At 55.1% G+C, this 18,540-nt stretch carries 13 protein-coding genes and 1 pseudogene; 6 read left to right on the forward strand and 8 right to left on the reverse strand.

The genetic code is table 11. The annotated features are described in order from the left end of the window. Position 1: 1 nt before the first annotated feature. The 8 genes and pseudogenes from B5G40_RS06090 to B5G40_RS06125 form a co-directional block, all read right to left on the reverse strand. Positions 2 to 826, reverse strand: a complete 825-nt coding sequence (locus B5G40_RS06090) for a phosphatidate cytidylyltransferase (RefSeq protein ID WP_242959281.1) — start codon at positions 824 to 826, stop codon at positions 2 to 4. Next, positions 827 to 1,570 carry an isoprenyl transferase gene (locus B5G40_RS06095; RefSeq protein ID WP_087399064.1) on the reverse strand — a complete coding sequence of 248 codons (744 nt, stop codon included), beginning with the start codon at positions 1,568 to 1,570 and terminating at the stop codon, positions 827 to 829. A gap of 71 nt (positions 1,571 to 1,641) precedes the next feature. Then, complete coding sequence (gene frr / locus B5G40_RS06100; protein ID WP_087187992.1) at positions 1,642 to 2,196, reverse strand: ribosome recycling factor; 555 nt, start codon at positions 2,194 to 2,196, stop codon at positions 1,642 to 1,644. Between the two features lies 1 nt (position 2,197). Beyond that, the gene (gene pyrH / locus B5G40_RS06105; RefSeq protein WP_087187991.1) at positions 2,198 to 2,920 is read right to left on the reverse strand and encodes a UMP kinase; all 723 of its coding nucleotides are present in this window, start codon (positions 2,918 to 2,920) and stop codon (positions 2,198 to 2,200) included. 180 nt (positions 2,921 to 3,100) lie between these two features. Next, complete coding sequence (locus tag B5G40_RS06110) at positions 3,101 to 4,969, reverse strand: heavy metal translocating P-type ATPase (RefSeq protein WP_087399065.1); 1,869 nt, start codon at positions 4,967 to 4,969, stop codon at positions 3,101 to 3,103. Between the two features lie 143 nt (positions 4,970 to 5,112). Continuing rightward, the gene (locus tag B5G40_RS06115; RefSeq protein WP_087399066.1) at positions 5,113 to 6,360 is read right to left on the reverse strand and encodes an anti-sigma-I factor RsgI family protein; all 1,248 of its coding nucleotides are present in this window, start codon (positions 6,358 to 6,360) and stop codon (positions 5,113 to 5,115) included. Further along, positions 6,357 to 6,938 carry an RNA polymerase sigma factor gene (locus tag B5G40_RS06120; RefSeq protein WP_087330531.1) on the reverse strand — a complete coding sequence of 194 codons (582 nt, stop codon included), beginning with the start codon at positions 6,936 to 6,938 and terminating at the stop codon, positions 6,357 to 6,359. Before B5G40_RS06120 ends, B5G40_RS06115 begins: the two co-directional genes overlap by 4 nt. Positions 6,939 to 7,073: 135 nt before the next feature. Continuing rightward, positions 7,074 to 7,559 (reverse strand): annotated as a pseudogene (locus tag B5G40_RS06125) (sigma-70 family RNA polymerase sigma factor); the annotation flags it as partial. A gap of 288 nt (positions 7,560 to 7,847) precedes the next feature. On the opposite strand from B5G40_RS06125, the gene B5G40_RS06130 reads away from it, so the two are divergent. From B5G40_RS06130 to B5G40_RS06155, 6 genes are all read left to right on the forward strand, one after another. Further along, positions 7,848 to 9,095 carry a relaxase/mobilization nuclease domain-containing protein gene (locus tag B5G40_RS06130; RefSeq protein ID WP_087399067.1) on the forward strand — a complete coding sequence of 416 codons (1,248 nt, stop codon included), beginning with the start codon at positions 7,848 to 7,850 and terminating at the stop codon, positions 9,093 to 9,095. After that, positions 9,070 to 9,711, forward strand: coding sequence for a PcfB family protein (locus B5G40_RS06135; protein WP_087399068.1), 642 nt, complete (start codon positions 9,070 to 9,072; stop codon positions 9,709 to 9,711). Before B5G40_RS06130 ends, B5G40_RS06135 begins: the two co-directional genes overlap by 26 nt. Then, positions 9,708 to 10,730 carry a hypothetical protein gene (locus tag B5G40_RS06140; protein ID WP_087399069.1) on the forward strand — a complete coding sequence of 341 codons (1,023 nt, stop codon included), beginning with the start codon at positions 9,708 to 9,710 and terminating at the stop codon, positions 10,728 to 10,730. Before B5G40_RS06135 ends, B5G40_RS06140 begins: the two co-directional genes overlap by 4 nt. A 2-nt stretch (positions 10,731 to 10,732) precedes the next feature. Next, complete coding sequence (locus B5G40_RS06145; RefSeq protein ID WP_087399070.1) at positions 10,733 to 11,533, forward strand: class D sortase; 801 nt, start codon at positions 10,733 to 10,735, stop codon at positions 11,531 to 11,533. Between the two features lie 74 nt (positions 11,534 to 11,607). Further along, the gene (locus B5G40_RS06150; protein ID WP_087399071.1) at positions 11,608 to 12,459 is read left to right on the forward strand and encodes a stalk domain-containing protein; all 852 of its coding nucleotides are present in this window, start codon (positions 11,608 to 11,610) and stop codon (positions 12,457 to 12,459) included. A 77-nt stretch (positions 12,460 to 12,536) separates the two neighbouring features. After that, a complete protein-coding gene (locus B5G40_RS06155) occupies positions 12,537 to 18,539 on the forward strand; it encodes a SpaA isopeptide-forming pilin-related protein (RefSeq protein ID WP_143383378.1) in 6,003 nt (2,000 codons plus the stop codon). Position 18,540 lies beyond the last annotated feature (1 nt).

Genomic DNA, 18,540 nt, shown 5'->3' on the forward strand with positions numbered 1-18,540 from the left:
TTTAGCCTCCCACAGCGGGCAGGAATTGGATCAGCAGCTCGATCAGGGGCGCGCAGAAGATCACACTGTCGAAACGGTCCAGCACGCCGCCGTGGCCGGGGAAAATGTTGCCGAAATCCTTGATGCCATACTCCCGCTTGATATAGGAAAAAGACAGGTCGCCCAGCTGGGATACAATGCTGCCCAGAGCGCCGTAAATCACAAGATACAGGTAATTGACCTGCATGGAGAAGCCAAACTGGAGGACAGCGCCATAGATCACCGTGCAGATAATGGCACCTGCAAAGCCGCCCACAGCGCCCTCCACCGTCTTTTTGGGGGAGAGCTCAGGCGCCAGCTTATGCTTGCCAAAGGCCATGCCTGCAAAGAGGGCAAAGGCATCGCTGAGGAAAGCCACCTCAAAGGGCAGCACGATGAGGGCCATCCAGTGCTCCATGAGCCGGATCCGCAGCAGCGAGGACAGGAAAAAGGGAATGACTACACTGAGGAAGAAAGCGCCTCCCATTTTCTCCAGGGTAATGCGCTTATGGCTGCCAATGGCCTCGGCAAAGAGAAGCACCACATAGAGGAACATTCCAGCCAGGGCGGGCATCAGCTTGCCGTTATAGTAGACCCAGAACGGAATGAGGCCTGCCAAAACTATGGAATAGCCGGAAATACGGGTATGCTTGAGAAATCCGGTGGACCACAGTACCTCATGCACCGCGATCATAGACAATCCGGCCACCAGAATGGGCAGGATGACCGGATAGACCGGCGAGACACCGTATACCGCTGCCGCCAGCAGCGGGATACAGACCACCGCCACCATGATTCGCTTGACCACTCAGACACCTCCATAGCGGCGGGAACGGCCCTGATAAGCCGCCAGCGCCTTGTTCAGCTCTTCCTTGCTGAAGTCAGGCCACAGCACGTCGGTATAATAGAATTCCGCGTAGGCCGACTGCCACAGCAAGAAGTTGGAGATCCGCAGCTCACCGCTGGGCCGGATCACCAGGTCCGGGTCGGGTACCCCGGCAGAATAGAGGTAACCGGAAAAATCCGCCTCTGTCAGCTGAGCGGGGTCCTTCTTCCCCGCCGCACACTCCGCCGCAAAAGCCCGGGCCGCACGGACAATCTCGTCCCGTCCGCCATAGTTGAAGCATACGTTGACCTGCATACCATCATAGTGTGTGGAGATATCGTCGGTACGCACCGTCAATTCTCTCAACTCCGGAGGAAGTGCCTCCAGATCTCCGAAAAAGTGGAGTCTGATCTTGTCCCGCTCCATCTTCTCAATGGACTCCAGAAGATACTTCTTCAGCAGTCCGATGATGGCGGAGACCTCCTCCAGAGGCCGCTTCCAATTCTCCGTGGAGAAGGCGTATACCGTCAGATACTCAATTCCGATCTTCTGACAGTATGTGGCGATGGTACGGAAGGTCTCCGCGCCAGCGGCGTGTCCTGCCGTACGGGGCAGCCCCCGACGCTTGGCCCAGCGGCCGTTGCCGTCCATGATGATTGCCACATGACGGGGCAGGTGGTTGAAATCCACCTGGGCCTGCGCCGCCTTCGGTTTGAATAATGCCATGTTCAACCCGCCTATACGACACCAGTGCGGGACACTCTTCGCATCCCGCACCATGTGTCTCTTGTTTGATGTTATACCGCCATCAGTTCCGCTTCTTTTTTGACGGTCAGCTCATCGATCTCCTTGCACCGCTTGTCGGTGAGATCCTGGAGCTCCTTCTCATAGTCCTTGCGGTCGTCCTCGGTCATCTCGCCCTTTTTCTCCAGAGCCTTGAACTTCTCCATGGCGTCCCGGCGGATGTTGCGGATGGCCACCTTACCGTTCTCACCGTACTTCTTCACCTGCTTGGTCAGTTCCTTACGGCGCTCCTCGGTGAGCTGAGGGAAGGACAGGCGGATCACACGACCGTCGTTCTGGGGGTTGATGCCCAGATCAGAACACTGGATGGCCTTCTCGATGGCCTTCAGCAGAGTACCGTCCCAGGGCTGGATCATCAGGGAACGAGGATCGGGAGAGGAAATGGCGGCCACCTGATTCAGAGGGGTGGGGGCGCCGTAGTAGTCCACCGTAATCTTATCCAGCACGGCGGCGTTGGCCCGTCCGGCACGGACACTGGCGAAATCACTCATCACTACGTCGATGGTCTTTTTCATCTTGGCGTCGAATTCTTTATTGAGCTCTTTCATTTCACGGTTCCTCCTTGACGATGGTTCCGATTTTTTCACCCATGACCACACGCAGAATGTTCTCAGGGTCCTTGAGTGCGAACAGGATCACCGGGATCTTGTTGTCCATGGACAGGGACGTGGCGGTGGAATCCATCACCTCCAGGTGCTGAGCCAGCACATCGTCATAGGTGATGGTATCATACTTCACCGCGTTGGGGTCCTTGCGAGGATCGGCGGAATACACGCCGTCAATGTTCTTGGCCAGCAGAATGGCGTCGGCGTCGATCTCCGCCGCCCGCAGCACAGCCGCCGTATCGGTGGAGAAGAAGGGATTGCCGGTGCCGCAGCCGAAAATGACCACTCTGCCCTTCTCCATATGCCGGATGGCCTTGGAACGGATGTAGGGCTCGGCGATGGACCGCATTTCAATGGCGGTCTGCACCCGCACGTCCACACCCTTCTGCTCCAGCACGTCGGCCACTGCCAGTGCATTGATGGTGGTAGCCAGCATTCCCATGTGGTCGGCACGGGTACGCTCCATCCGGTCGCCGCCATCCTTCAGGCCGCGCCAGAAATTGCCGCCGCCAACCACGATGCCCACCTGGACACCGGCTGCCACGCACTTCTTGATTACGTCGCAAACGCTGCCGATGACATCGAAATCCAGACCCCGGCTGGCCTCGCCGGCGAGGGCCTCGCCGCTGAGCTTCAGAAGAATCCGCTTGAACTGCGGTTCACTCATATGTTCAACCCCTTTTCGGAAAATCATGCTATCTTATTTTAATATAGTTTTCCATTTTTGCATAGAGGTTAGGCTAAAGTTTTTCAAATTATTCGTATTCTCTCCTTCCCTTCCTGTAAAAATTGTCAAGGGCTCTGTTCCCGTCTTCAAAAAAGCGGGAACAGAGCCCGGTTTCCCCTTTTACGCCCTTTTGTGCCAGCGCAGCAGCAGGGCAGAATTGACAATGACCATCACCGAGCCCGCGTTGTGGACCAGCGCCCCCACCACAGGATTCAGAATGCCGGTAATGGCCAAGGCAATGGCCGCAAAGTTCAGCGCCATGGAGAAGGTCAGATTGCATTTGATGGTGACCATCATCCGCCGGGCCAGCCGCAGCAGATGGGGCAGCTGCCGTAGATCGTCCCCCACCAGGGCCATATCGGCGGCATCCACAGCGATATCGCTGCCCACACCGCCCATGGCAATACCCACCATGGCCCGTTTCAGTGCGGGGGCATCGTTGATGCCGTCGCCGATCATGCACACCGGTCTGCCCTCTTCCTGAGCCCGGGCAATCCAGTTCAGCTTGTCCTCCGGCAGGCATCCAGCCTTCACCTCCCGGATATTCAGCAGTGCCGCGATATGCCCGGCGGCGCTTGGGTGATCCCCCGTCAGCAGCACCGGCTGCACTCCGGCACCCTTCACTGCCAAAATGGTCTCTGCCGCGTCGGGCCGCAGGGTATCGGCCAGAGCCATCACCCCGATCAATGTTCCCTCCTCTGCCAGATAGATAAGGGTACACCCCTCGTCCAGCCGAGCCTGAACAAAGCCCTCCGCCTCCTGGGGCATGGGCACACCCAGCTGCTCCATCAGCGCCAGATTGCCTGCCCACAGGTCTCTGCCCTCCGTGATACCCTTCAGGCCCAGGCCGGGCAGCACCTCCACGCTCTCCCCCTTCAGCACCAGATCAGGAAAGCGCTCCCGTCCACCCGCGGTAACAGCCTTACCCAGAGGGTGCTCCGACCAGGACTCCAGGCCCACAGCCCCTGTCCACACCTGTTCCTCCGTCCGGCCATTCAGGGGAAGCACCGCAGTTACCTGCAGCTTTCCTAATGTAAGAGTGCCCGTCTTGTCAAAAGCCACACACTGGACCCCAGCCAGCCGCTCCAGCGCGTCTCCCTCCCTCACCAAGAATCCGTGGCGGGTGGCGTTGCCAATGGCCGCCATAATGGCGGTAGGGGTAGCCAGCACCAGGGCACAGGGGCAGAACACCACCAAAATAGTCACCGCCCGGATCAGCTCCCCGGTAACAAAGCCGGTGATGGCAGCAGCAGACAGGGCAATCACCACGATCCAGGTGGCCCACCGGTCGGCCAGTCCCACAATTTTCGCTTTACCTGCGTCCGCCGACTGGACCAGCCGTACCATCCGCTGGATGGAGCTGTCCTCCCCCACCCGGGTGGCCTCCATGGTGAAGGCCCCATATTGGTTGACCGTTCCGCTGGACACCTGGTCTCCTGGGGCCTTGTCCACCGGCAAGGACTCTCCTGTCATGACCGATTGGTCCACAGAGGTGCGCCCGTCCCATATGATCCCATCCACAGGAATAGTCTCACCGGGCAGCACCCGCAGCAGTTCCCCCACCTGTACCATCTCCGCGGGCACCACCTCTTCCCCGTCGCCAGTCAGCCGGCGAGCGGTGCGAGGCGTCAGTTTCACCAGCTTTTCAATGCCCGCTCTGGCTCGGGCCACCGTCAGATCCTCCAGTAGGGCGCCCAGCTGCATGATAAAGGCCACCTCACCGGCGGCAAAGTCCTCGCCGATGATCACCGAAGCCACCAAAGCAATGGATACCAGCACATCCGCCTTGATGTCAAAGGCAGTGATCAGCCCAATGAACGCCTCCAAAATAATGGGCAGACCGCACAGCACAATGGCCACCCAGGCCGGGTCTACCGGCAGATGAGTCCCCCACAGAATGCTGACCACCAGAGCCAGCCCTGAAAGAACAAGCAGTATGATATCCTTGCGGACACCGCCCCACTCCAGTATGGCCTCCAATTTTTTCATATCATCCGCCCCCCTATACCCCTATGGGTATCTCGCCATCATTATACCCATGGGGGTATAGGTTGTCAAGGGGAAGTGTGATTCCCTTGTTCTACAAAAAATCGGGCAGCCATATGGCTGCCCGATTTTCGGAAACAATCTGTTCAGTCGTCCCGCTCGGCACTTAGAATCCTGCCATCGGCAACGCTGATTTCATACTCATATTCATATTGGCCTGACTTAAACTCCACCTTGTAGCAGCCATCATCCGCTTCCACTTCCAACTCCCGTGTATCCGAAAGGGCCACTCCGGCGTTGGACAAAGCAATATCTCTGGCCTCCTGGCTGCTGATGGTGCCGCTGGAACCACCCTGAGGCTGTTGGGTCTGGCCCGGAGCCGGTGTCTGGATGGTCTGTCCCTCCTGCTCCGCCTTGATAATAGCACCGGTGGCCGCGTCGATGTCGTATTCATACTCCACACCGCTGACGCCAAATTCAACCTCGTAAACCATCCGGCCATCTTCATAGTCATAGTCAGCTTCCAGGTAGTCCAGCTGGGACTGCTGAACACCGGCATGGGTCAGCGCCGTCTGGGTGGCGGCATCCACACCCACATAGCCGCTCTGGCTTGCAGTACCGGTAGAACGGATGCTTTCCTGCTCACCGTTCTGGCCTGTCAGGTCGGCTGCAGCCTCCGAATTGGCCAACAGATTCAGTTCGTTGATGGACAAGCCTACCAGGGACTCAAAGGTCAGGTGGGAACTGCTGTCCACCAATGTCTGGATCAATGCGGCCTTACCCTGGGAGATCCCGTATTCTTCCGCCTTCTGCTGCAAGGCATCATCTGTGGCAAAGCTCTGGGAAAGGATGGCTCCATTGATAGAAGCCGACTCCAGCACCTGGGAGATCTCCCCTGTCAGCTTCTCTTCCAACGCAGCGCCCCGGGTCAAATCGTCATCCTCCACCGAAATCAGCACAGAATTGGCCAGTTCATCCACATATCCATGCTTCAGCAGAGAACCAATAATGGCATTGACTGCCACCTCCAAATCCGTACCGGTCAGATCCATGCCGTCCAAAATCTGATTGGCATCATCGTTGACCGGGGTGGCGGAAAGAACCTTTTCTTCCCGGTTTACCTCCAGCCGGACACAGGGATTCACGTCGAGGGAGACCACAGACGCCACCGCGTTGGCCTGCTGATACCGCACTCCGGCCACACCGCCGCCAATGGCAAGCGCCAAGCAGGCAGCCGCGATCCAGGGCAGGATGCGCTTTCGCCGTTTGGGTGCGGAAATCGGAATAATCTCCCCATTCTGGGGCCCCAGGCGAGCAAGCACCGCCTCCACATCGTCAGGCGCGGCGTGCTCCAGTGCCGCATGGAGTTTACGCTCCAATTCCTGATCATTCACGGTTTCTCACCCCCTTCCAGTATGGTCCGCAGCTTCTGCAGCGCCCGGCGGTACTTGGACAGCACCGTAGACAGCGGCAGATCCAGCAGGTGCGCGATCTCCTTATGTTTCCAGCCGGTGACTGCGTGGAGGGTAACCACCTGGCGCTCTTCATCGGTCAGACCTTCCAGCGCAGCCCGCAGTACCTGACGGTCCTCCACCGTTACCAGAGGACTGTCCGCTGCCAGCCGTTCCCAGGATTCCGGTTCCAATTCCTCCGTCTTGCCCCGCTCCCGCAGCTTCATCAGGGCCAGATTGCGGGCAACAGTGAGTACCCACGCCAGCGGTGTACCACGGGACTGGTATTGATGGACATTTTCCCAAACACGCACAAAAGTATCTTGCGTCACATCCTCCGCATCATGGGTATTCTTGAGATAGGAGAGAGCAAGGCCGTATACAGCAGTCCGGGCATGATGATAGAGTTCCGCCAGTGCCTCCTGTTCTCCAGCCTGCATCCTGACCAGCAGCGGCTCCAGAATATCTGGAGCGGTCACCCGGCGGCTCTCCTCCGCCATGGTCTCCAGCAGGATCAGCATAGTTTTCTCTCCTCTCATTGGTGGAATGCAAAACACAGGCATTTTATTGCACTCAAATCAAAATAATTTTGCCGTCCGCACGAAGGCAAGACAGTTATTGTTATTATAACCCAACAATCACCGCCGCGTAAAGTCCTACCGCTGGGTCCCCATGGCTGTCTCCAGTTTTTTCAGCGCCTTTTTTTCAATGCGGGATACATAGGACCGCGAAATGCCGCATTGGGCAGCCACCTCCCGCTGGGTCAGGGGCTTACGATCGTTGAGCCCGTAACGGAGGGTAATGATAGCGGCCTCCCGAGCATCCAGGCACTTCTTTACACACTCCCGTACCTGAATACACGCGTCTCTGGCATCCAGTTCCTCCAACATATCGTCATCCACGCTGATGGTATCCATCAGGGAAAGCGAATTCCCGTCCCCGTCTCCATCAATAGCATCCGACAGAGATACCTCTCCCTGGGTCTTACGCTGGGCACGAAAGTGCATGAGGATCTCATTTTCAATGCAGCGGGACGCATAGGTGGCCAGCCGTACCTTTTTATCCGGTTTAAAGGTACCAATTCCTTTGATCAGTCCGATGGTACCAATAGAAATCAAGTCGTCCTGATCCCCATTGGGGGTATAGTACTTCTTTAACGGCTAAAGCAAACGACCAATTTGAGGAAAACGGCGCACCCAAGCTGTTGTCAGGCTCCGTGCGGGTGGACGGGTATAACCGGCATTTGGACATCCTCTATGATGCCAAAATTCTGGTATCCAGATAATTTTAAGGAAGAATAAGGCCCGGAAGTCATTTAGGAGAAGGACTTCCGGGCTTCATCTGTCCCAGGGAGGTGATAGTTTGGCTGTGGAGCTTTCCTATTATTACGGTTATGAAGCGGAGCAGTTCTCGTTTTACCGCATTCCTATATCACCAATCCAGAGAAAACGGAGCAAAGTTTCTTTGTCTCTGCTATCAACTGTTTGACCGCCGAATCCGCATTCGATGAAATGATGAACACCAAAATCCGCTTCGGAAAAACAAGTGGAGTGCAGGGCTTTCATATCATCCAGTCTTTCGCTCCCGGCGAGGTAACACCGGAGCAGGCTCACAGCATTGGACAGGAGTTTTGCAAGCGGCTTTTGGGCGACCGCTTTGAAGCTGTGATTGGAACGCACTTGGATAAATCGCATCTGCACAATCACATCATTGTAAACTCGGTTTCCCACATAGACGGCAAAAAATATCACTCGTCTTATCAACACTACTACCGTGAAATCCGAAAAGTATCGGATGAGCTTTGTGCGGAATATCATTTGAAAGTCATTGATCCGAAAGACCACGGGAAACACTATGCCGTGTGGAAAGCGGAAAAGGCCGGGAAACCTACGCTCTCTCAGATGCTGCGGGATGAGATAGATTTAGTCATTCGTGATTGTTTTGATTTTCCCGATTTTCTCAATCTGTTGGAGAAAAAGGGATACGCAGTTTCCCGGAATCCTAACCGCAAATACCTGACGGTACGGCCACCAGGAGCGAAGCGGAATTTTCGTCTGGATCGGCTGGGCGAAGGGTACACCGTGGAGGACATCAAGCGGCGAATCCAGGAGCAGCAGCGAGCCATTTTGGAAGGCCGTATTTCTGCTTATCAGCCGCTTCCAGTTCGGCACTATCGTCTTGCCGGTTCGTGGCAGCATACCCGCAAAAAAAAGATCACCGGCTTTTATGCTCTGTATCTCAGGTACGTCTATTTGCTGCGCCGGTATAAACGTCCAACCCGAAAAAGAATCTCTTATGAAATGCGTCGTGAAGTGATCCGTCTGGAACGCTATCAGGCGCAATTTTTATATCTCCATGAGCATGGCATTTCTACCACGGAACAGCTTGCAATGCGGCAAGCACAAATCGAGCAGGAGATTCAGCAGCGGACGGAACGCAGGCAACCGCTCTATACAAAAAGGAGGTATGAACCCAATGAGGAAATCAAGGAAATGCTCACCCGTGAGATTGACCAGCAGACCACCGCCTTGCGGGAACTTCGGAAAGAGCGAAAACTCTGTAAGCAGATCGCAAATCAGGTTCCCGGCATTCAGCAGAACTTACGGGAGTTTGAGGCAAAAAGAACATCAAAACAAAAGGAGGTTATGAAACATGAGTACCAGCGGAGAAACCGCTGATCTGATGGTGCGGGAAGGGATTCAGATTACCGAGAGCGCCTTAAAGCTCGCTGGACTGGGAGCCAAGAATCTGGCGGCGCTGCTGATTGCCCTTGCCAACGACAACCAGAAAGTCGCCGGTAAAACCACGTTGAAGCGGCTGATTCAGGATCGGGAGGAACTCACGATTTTCTCCATCAAGGAGCAGGACTTGGCTGCGTTCAAAAAGGAAAGCACTCAGTACGGTGTCCTGTACTATCCGATCATCAATAAGGCGGAAAAGACCGGCACAGTGGAGATTATGGCAAAGGCCAAGGATGCACGACAGATCAACCGCATCCTGGAGCGTATGGGCATTGATGTTCCTGTTCGGCAGGAGGATGAGGGCGCAAAAAAAGAGCCGTCCCGTGTTCCATCCGGCGAAAAATCCAGGGAATGCGGGACAGATACGAGAGCGGCTGCCACTCAGAGTATGACCAATGACCCCAAGCAGCGCCCCTCTGTACGAAAAAAGATGGAGGCCATCAAAGCGCAGGAGGCACAGCGTGAGAAGGGACAGCCCCAGCGTGAGAAAGGCGCTCCTGTTTTCCACCGATCCAGGGGCGGCAAAAAACAAAAAGGAGGACTGGAACGATGAAGCGTTTCGTTTGCGCCATGTGTGCCATGACGCTGCTGCTTTTCGGAGCAATGCCTACCGCATTGGCCGCAGCAGCCCCTTCGCCGTCTGCTCAGACGGCAGAAAGCGAGGACAGCACCCCGGCTCCCTCTACCGAGGATTTGCCCACCTTGCCCATTCCTGAGCCTGACCCGGTACCGCTCTATCCCGCCGAAGTGAAGCAGAGCGAGGAAAACGGGATTACCCGCATTGAGAAGATTTATTATCTTTCCTCCCAGGATGACCCGGCTAACATTCCCACAGAGGACTTTGAGCGTGAGGGCAAGACCTACACGCTGCTGGATGTGTTGAAGCAGGCCCAGATCGAGAGCGACACCCAGGACTATGTGGAGGTAGTAACCCTGGATTCCGACACGCAGGACATGGAAAAAATTCTTGCCATGCTGGAGCCGGAACTGGAGGTACAGACCGAGGACGGCTATCACGGTGTTCTGTCTCTGGATCATACCACCATCACCGTGGAGGCCGCTGGCTATCAGACCAGCAGCCGTACCGTATCGGCCACCCGTACCTATCCCAACCTGTCTGGGGCGGATGTGTCCCTGATCCCTAAAACCATTACGGACAGTGGCCGGACGCTGACGCTGGCCGATGTGCAATGGCAGGAAGCAGCCACCACTCAGACTGATGGATATGACATGGCCCTTCGCTATACCGCCAATGCCACCTATACCGGCACAGCCACCAGCAAATACGCCACCGGCTATGTAGTCACCGCAAATTATGTGGGCGAGGTAACCCGGATCAGCACGGACGTGATTACCTATACCGCCGTATTTTCCAGCACCGACCCGGCACCCGCCGAAGAAACAACCGACACGCCGACCGAAACGCCGCAGCCTACCCAGGAAAGCAGTTCCTTCACCTTTGATTGGAAGTGGCTTCTGATTCCTCTGGGCCTGGGCGCTTTGGGCTGTGCCGGTTATTTTGGACAGAAAGGCTATAAGCACTACATCAATAAGAAACGGGGGTACGAATAACCATGAAGAAACTGCTTGCCATGCTGCTTGCCACCTGTTGCCTGACGGGAGCCACCCTGCTGCCTGCCAGTGCGCTGGAGTATTCCTTTGATGCACCGGACAACCCTCTGTTCGGCAGGCCCACCTCGGATGACACCATCTATGTGACTACCGATGCACCGGCCAACACCGACCGCAGCAAGAACGCTGCCCTGATCCCGCCTGCCTTTGGCTCGCCCACCTCCTACGTCCTGGGCAGCGGCGAGCTGCTGACCCCGAATCTGATCCGGGATGGGCAGATTTATACCGGCCCCGGAAACAACGTCTCAGCGGGCAGCGGCACACCCACCATCCCCAACACCACGGTTACGCCCACCTTGCCCAGCGTGGACACCAGCGGCAGCGTGACGGCCTATACGCCGGTTACGGATGCCCTCTATTACAGCGGGGGCCACCTGGCTACCCTGTCCATCCCGTCCATTGGGCTGAATGTCAAGGTATATGAGGGAACCGACGCCACCGCCCTGGCCACCGGCGCAGGGCATTTTGAAAACACCAGCATCTGGAATGGCAATGTGGCAATCGCAGGCCATAACAGAGGTGTAAATAACCACTTTGGCAAAATCCATACTTTGTCTGGAGGTGATAAGATTACCCTGACCACCAAGCTGGGAACCCGCACTTATGAGGTCTACTCAGTGCAGAAGATTCTCAGCACTCAGGTATCCGTGCTGGATGCCAGCCATGACAATATCATCACACTTGTGACCTGCGTCATGGATCAGCCGGAGTACCGCTGGTGCGTACAGGCAAAGATGGTGTAATTGATTTTTTGACAGTCCCCAGAATCCTTGCTATGATGTCAGCAGATACCATACTGACAAGGGAGGTAACCAAGATGAAAAAGAATATCCCCATGTTCCTTGCAGGTCTGTTCTGCGGAGCCGCCCTGTTCGGCGGCAGCGTAGCCTATGCTGCTGGCATCCTTGCAACGCCCACCACCGACACTGACCAGCGAATCACACTGGACGGTCAGGAAATCGAGCTGACCGGCTATCTGATTAACGGCAACAACTATTTCCAGCTCAGGGATATTGGCGACAAGCTGGGCTTTGGCGTGAGCTGGGACAACGACACCCGCACCGTGGTGATTACCACAGAACCTACCGGGCAAAATGGCGAGCAATCCACTACTACTGCTACTGATCCGTATCACGCAGCGGCAGCGACCGGCTCCAGATACCAGCCCAAAGTGGGCGACCAGATTCTCTGTGATGACGGTTCTACCTACACGATTACGGATGTGAGCCGCTGGGATAAGAATATGTTCCAGGACGGCCCTCTCCCCGAACTGCCCACGGCCACCTGTGACTGGAGCCTCATGCCCCAGGTGGAACTCCCGACCCCGGAGGTTCGCAGGTTTAACAGTGCAGGTCAAGACTACCTCTTTGTACGCAATGTCTATGAAACCCGCCGGATGCTTTATACACTCTACAATGCCATTGGGGACAATCCAGAAACCTGGAAGGATGGAAAGCCGGTTCTACACCCCAGCGGAAACGACAAGGTAAAGATTTCCCTTACCATTCCCGATGAAATCAATCCGCAAACCTTCTGGCCCTGGAGAGCTTCTGAAATTATCAATCTTTTTAACTCCTGTCCTCCTGGAACCTATTATATGGAAGCGTGGGACGTGTATAAAAACGGCATTTTCCAACGCACAGAGTACAACATCAAACACGCAATTTAACAACTTCATATCCACACCCAAAAGACGCCCAATGCGATTGCATCGGGCGTCTTTGCTATTCAAAAGGAGGTCATACCATGACACGGAGACTGATTGCACTTTTGTTGTGCATCGCTACCATTCTTAGCCTCTGTACCGGCTTTGCCTCTGCTGCCAACACCGAAGAAGAAGCCTTGGGCGAAGTCGATATTTATAACGGCGGCACGAAATTGTCCTACCTATCCGTTAATGGCAGAGTGCAAACCCTGATCTACACCTATTACAACTACGTCAACAGCAAAGGTCAGACAAAAGAAATTCCGGCATACTGTGTGAACCCAAATATCTATGGCGTTCCACAGACTGTTGGAGTTGGCGAGAGCATCCAATATCTTGCAGAAGAAAAGACCAGCGACCCCAAAATCATGGGTATTATTGCAAATGGCTATCCGACCCGCAGCCTGGGTGAACTGGGCCTGGAAAATAAATATCAGGGATACTACGCCACCAAAATTGCCCTGTGGTGTTATCTGCTCAGTAATTGGAATATCAACAACGTCAAGATCAATCCCTCTCTGACCGGCGAAGAACTTCAGCGAGGGCAGAAAATCCTTGCTGCGGCAAAGGACATTTATGCCAGAGGTACAAGCTGGACTGAAATTCTTTCGCCCAATGTTACCTGTACCCCGGATCGTGACACTGCATACGCTGTCACCGTAGACGGCAAGCAGTATAAGCAGCAGATTTTTACCTTCTGGAGCGAAACCTGGGTTTGTGATTACAGTGTTCAGGTAGCTTTCACCGATCCCGCCTCTGTTCCCGAAGGCACTCGAATCGTTGACCTCAACAACCAGGATATTACCACCATTACCACCGAAGGTACCGGCGATGGCTATGCCGGTCAGTTTAAGGTGCTGTATCCTGTCGAGAGCATCCAGGGTGAAACCGGCAGCGTACAGCTCTCTTTTAGCACTGATGTTTACAAATATGCTGTATTCTATGCCATTTGCCAAGAGAAAGATACCTACGGCAATTTGCAGAACTATGTGGTAGATACCGACCCCACCGTTACTATGGATTTGTCTGCGTACAGTAACTACACCGACGATCCTAACGATGATCCTGAAGGCACCGGCCTGCGGATTCTGAAATATGAAACCGGAACCGAGCTGCCCCTTGCTGGTGCGCTGTTCGAGGTCATAGGGCCGGAGGGTGACACTATTGGAACCTTTGCCACAGATGGCAATGGTGAAATCTACATTCCCCTGCTTCATACCGGCAACTATACCGTGATTGAGCGTCAGGCTCCCCAGCACTATCTCATCAGCGAGCAGCCTGCCCAGAATGTCACTGTGGTCTATGATGAGGTGGCGGAGGTCACATTTTTCAATGACCCCTACGGCAGTCTGCGGATTGAGAAAAAGTCTGACACGGGTATGAACCTGCCGGGAGCCGTTATTACCATCGAACACATTGAGAGCGGCCAGACCTATACAGCCACAACAAACTCCGCTGGCTGTGCCATTTTCACCGAAATCAAGCCTGGAGCCTATCGGGTTCAGGAAACGTCGGCCCCTGTTGGCTGGGAACTGGATGATACCATCTATACCACAACCGTAGTCGCCGGTGAAACCACCACATTCCCCATCATCAACAAAGAACTACCCGGCCTGCGGATTATCAAGTACGACCGCAAGAACTATGTGGCTATGCCTGGAGTAACCTTTGAAGTGTGGAAGGACGAGGAAAGCCTGGGTACGTTTCGCACGGATGAGTTTGGCGAGATTCTCCTGACCAACCTGGAGCCTGGAACCTACCGTGCCGTTGAGGTGGATACCGGCGATGATGGCTATATCCTGGACACCACCCCCCAGTCGGTGGAACTGGAAGCCGGTGACGGCATTAAGGAGCTGACCTTCTTTAATGACATGAAACCCGGCATGAAGCTCATTAAGGTAGATTCTGCCGACCCTTCCAAGGTCATTCCCAATGCAGTATTTGAAATCAAATCTGTGGCGGGTGACTACGGCCCGGAGGAGTTTACCACTGACGAAAACGGTGAAATCGACCTGTCCCATCTTCCTGCCGGTGCCTATGTGGTGACAGAAAAATCCTGCCCCGGCTACATCATTGACGAGGCCCAGCGGATTATCCAGCTTGACCCCAACGAGGATGCTCAGTTCGTGTTCACCAACTCCATCAAGCCGTCTTTCCAGCTGATTAAGCTCAGCGCAGATGGCTCCCGGCTGGCTGGCGTTACTTTCCGCATTGCTAAAATCGAAGATGGGAGCCACTACCTTGACCGCACCACCAATGCCCAGGGCGAAATCCTGATTGCCGATCTGGAGCTGGGTGTGTACTCCGTCAAGGAAACCGCCACCGTGTCCGACCACATCTTAGACCCTACCGAATACCATGTAGAGCTGTTCCCTGGACAGACCTCTACCATTACCATCCAGAACGATAAGCGGCCCAATCTGACCATCCGCAAAACAGACAAGGACACCGGCGAACCCATCCCCGGCGTGATCTTTACGCTGAACTATGCCGACGGCCCCACCATCACCACCGAACCCACCGGCGAGGACGGCACCGTGACCATCGAGAACCTGCTGCCCGGTGTCTACACCGTCACTGAGCAGAGTGTACCGGAGGGATATATCCTGGACACCACCCCCCAACAGGTGACGTTGGAGCCGAACCGGGATGCCACGGTGCAGTTCCAGAACTACAAGCGCCCCACGCTGACCATCCACAAAGTGGACATCAACGGCAACGCCCTCACAGGAGCCATCTTTGAGGTCAAGACCAAGGCAGGCGTGAAGATTGGGGACTTTCCTGTTGGACCGGACGGTTCCATTACCGTAGAAAACATCCATCTGGATGAAGGCTACTACATCGTCACCGAAATCCAGGCCCCGGACGGTTATATCCTGGACTCCACGCCCCATGAGGTTTATCTGCGGCCCGGTAAGACTACAGAAATCACCATTGAAAACGAAAAGAAGCCTGGACTGACCATCAAGAAAATTGATTCTGTCACCGGCAACCCTCTGAAGGGGGCAAAGTTTGAGCTTTGGGTATCCAAGGACAACACCGAGGACGGCACGTTCCAAAAGCTGGATCAGAATTACTACTACACCGATGAGAACGGCGAGATCTATCTGGACAAGCTGGATACCGGCTGGTACAAGGTAGTGGAAGTTGACCCGCCTACCGGATATGCCCTCCGTGACCCCTCCGAGCAGATCATCTATGTGGACAATGATAAAGGTGTGCAGCTGATCTTTGAGAACACCCCATTGTCCGCTCTGGTAGTCTGGAAATACGATTCCGTCACTGGCGAGGCCCTGGAGGGCGCTGTGTTCCAGGTGCGCTACCTGGGCGGCACCTCCGGCAGCGGTGGCACCGTCATCGGTACCTATAAGACCAGCGCCAATGGCAGTTTTACCGTCACGGGCCTGGAGGCAGGCACCTACGTTGTGGAGGAGCTGGCCAGTCCGAATGGCCACGTCATTGACACCGCACCCCAGACCGTTTTTATCTCCGGCAAGGAACAGGATGTGGTGCAGCTCTATTTTGGAAACAGCCCCAAGGGTAGCCTGCTGATTAAGAAAATTGACAGCGAAACCCATGAGCCGCTTAGCGATGTAGAGTTCATGGTTACAACCGCAGACGGCACGGTGGTGGGCGACGCCAACGGCAAATTTGTCACCGACAGCGCCGGTACGATTCTCATTGAAGGTATCGACCCCGGCACTACTCTGGTGGTGAAAGAAACCAGGGCTAAGACCGGCTATGAGCTGGACGATACTCCCCAGACGGCCACCATCAAAGCAGGGCAGACCGTTACGCTGGAGTTCCGTAATACTCCCCAGGGCTGTCTCCTCATTACCAAGGTGGACAGCGTAACTCGTAAGCCTCTGTCCGGTGTGCAGTTCAAAATCGCTGGGTGCAATGGCTGTGAGTATCCCGCAGGCACCTATACCACCGACGCCAACGGCCAAATCAAGTTGAGCAATATCCCCGCTGGCTGCTACTCCATCACCGAAACCAAGGCCGCAGAGGGCTATCTGCTCAACGACACCGCTCAGACCGTTAAGGTGGAAAGCGGCAGCTGCAAGGAAGTCACCATCGCCAATGAGCCGCTGGGTGGGCTGGTCATCAAGAAGATGGACAGCGTAACCAAAGAACCTCTCAGCGAGGTAATCTTCAAAGTGACCACTACGGACGGGGCCGTAGTCGGCACGTCCAACGGTGAGTTCCGCACCGATGAAAATGGTTATATCACCATCCCCGACCTGGAGCCGGGTGGCTATGTGGTGCAGGAGGTCAAAACCAAGGACGGCTATCTACTGGACAACACTCCCAAAACCATTGAAATCAAGGATCATCAGACCTACACATTGGAGTTTTTCAACCAGCCCAAGGGTAATCTGATTATCAACAAGCTGGACTCTGTAACCAAGGCCCCTCTGGAGGGCGTAGAGTTTAAGCTGACCTACTCGGACGGCTCCTATGTGGATGCCGAGGGCGGTACTCTGTCCAGCAAGGGCTTGTATACCACCGATGAAAACGGCCAGATTATCCTTTCTGGGCTGACCGGCACTATCGTGGTAACGGAAACCAAGACCATTGAGGGCTATACCATCCACGAAGAAACCCGTACCCAGACCGTGGTTATCAACCCCAACGATACGCAGGAACTGACTTTCTACAATGACCCGGTGGGCGGTGTGGAGATCATCAAGGTGGATGAGGCAGACAAAACCAAGCGTCTAGCCAATGCCACCTTTGAAATCCGCAAAATGGATGATGCTCTGGTGGGCACTGTGACCACAGACAAGAATGGCCGTGTGTTCCTCTCTTTGGAGGATGGGGCCTATTATGCGGTGGAGATCGAGGCCCCGGAGGGCTATAAGCTGGATGACACTCCCCATTACTTCGAGGTAAAGGAGGGTAAGACCAGCAAGCTGACCGTCACCAATAAAGCCTTCTCCGGTATTCTCATTCACAAGACCGACAGCAGCACCGGCAAGGGCATTTACGGCGTGACCTTCCTGCTGTATGACGCCAGCAACAACCCCGTAGGCCAGTACACCAGCGATGACCAGGGTTACGTCTACATCGAGAATCTGGAAACCGGACGATACTATCTCCGTGAGCTGGAAAACGAGGGCTACATCCTGGATACGCAGCGCAAAACGGTCTATGTAAAATCCGGTGAGACAACCCAGGTGGAGTGGGAGAACACCCCCATCATGGGACAGATCCAGATCATCAAGAAGTCTGCGGACGATAATCCCATCAACGCCCTGCCTGCGGGAACTTTGCTGGAAGGGGCCGTATTTGAAATCTACGACAAGGCCGGTAATGTCGTAGACACCATCGTGTCCGATTACAACGGCAGAGCGATATCCAAGCTCCTGCCTCTGGGCCGCTATACCATCCGTGAGGTACAGGCCCCCGATTACTACGCCATCAACCCCACTGTCCTGACCGCATACCTGGACTACGAGGGCCAGATCGTGACCTTTGAAGTGGAGGACAACAGCGTATCCACCGGCGTAGCCATCAAAAAGACTGGCTATGCCGAGGTCATGCCCAACCAGCCCATCCAGTACACCATCACCGGCATCGGCAACACCTCTACTGTGCCGCTGTCCTCCTTCTATTGGCGGGACACGCTGCCCGGTCAGGTATCGCTGTCCAAGGTAGTCACTGGAACCTATAACCAGCAGTTGTCCTATAAGATCGTCTACAAGACCAATCTGAAGGACAGCTATCAGACGTTGGCTGACAGCCTCTCCACCACAAAGAACTATGTTCTGGAAGCCAGCCCTGCGGCCCTGGGCCTTGCCTCTAACGAGCGTGTCACCGAGATTATTTTCGTGTTCGGCACCGTCAAGGGCGGCTTTGGTCAGGTGGAAACCGCCTATATCCACGGAAACGTGGTGGGTGGCCTTGCCAATGGCTCCAACATCGTCAATGTGGCTGATGTGGGCGGTGTCTATAATGGTCAGTGGATTCAGGCCGTCAGCCGTTGGGTGACCAAGGTTTACGCCAAGACCATCACGACCCTGCCCAAGACTGGGTATTAAG

Origin of the sequence: Flavonifractor sp. An9 (assembly GCF_002161245.1) — a bacterium.
Taxonomy (GTDB): domain Bacteria; phylum Bacillota; class Clostridia; order Oscillospirales; family Oscillospiraceae; genus Flavonifractor; species Flavonifractor avicola.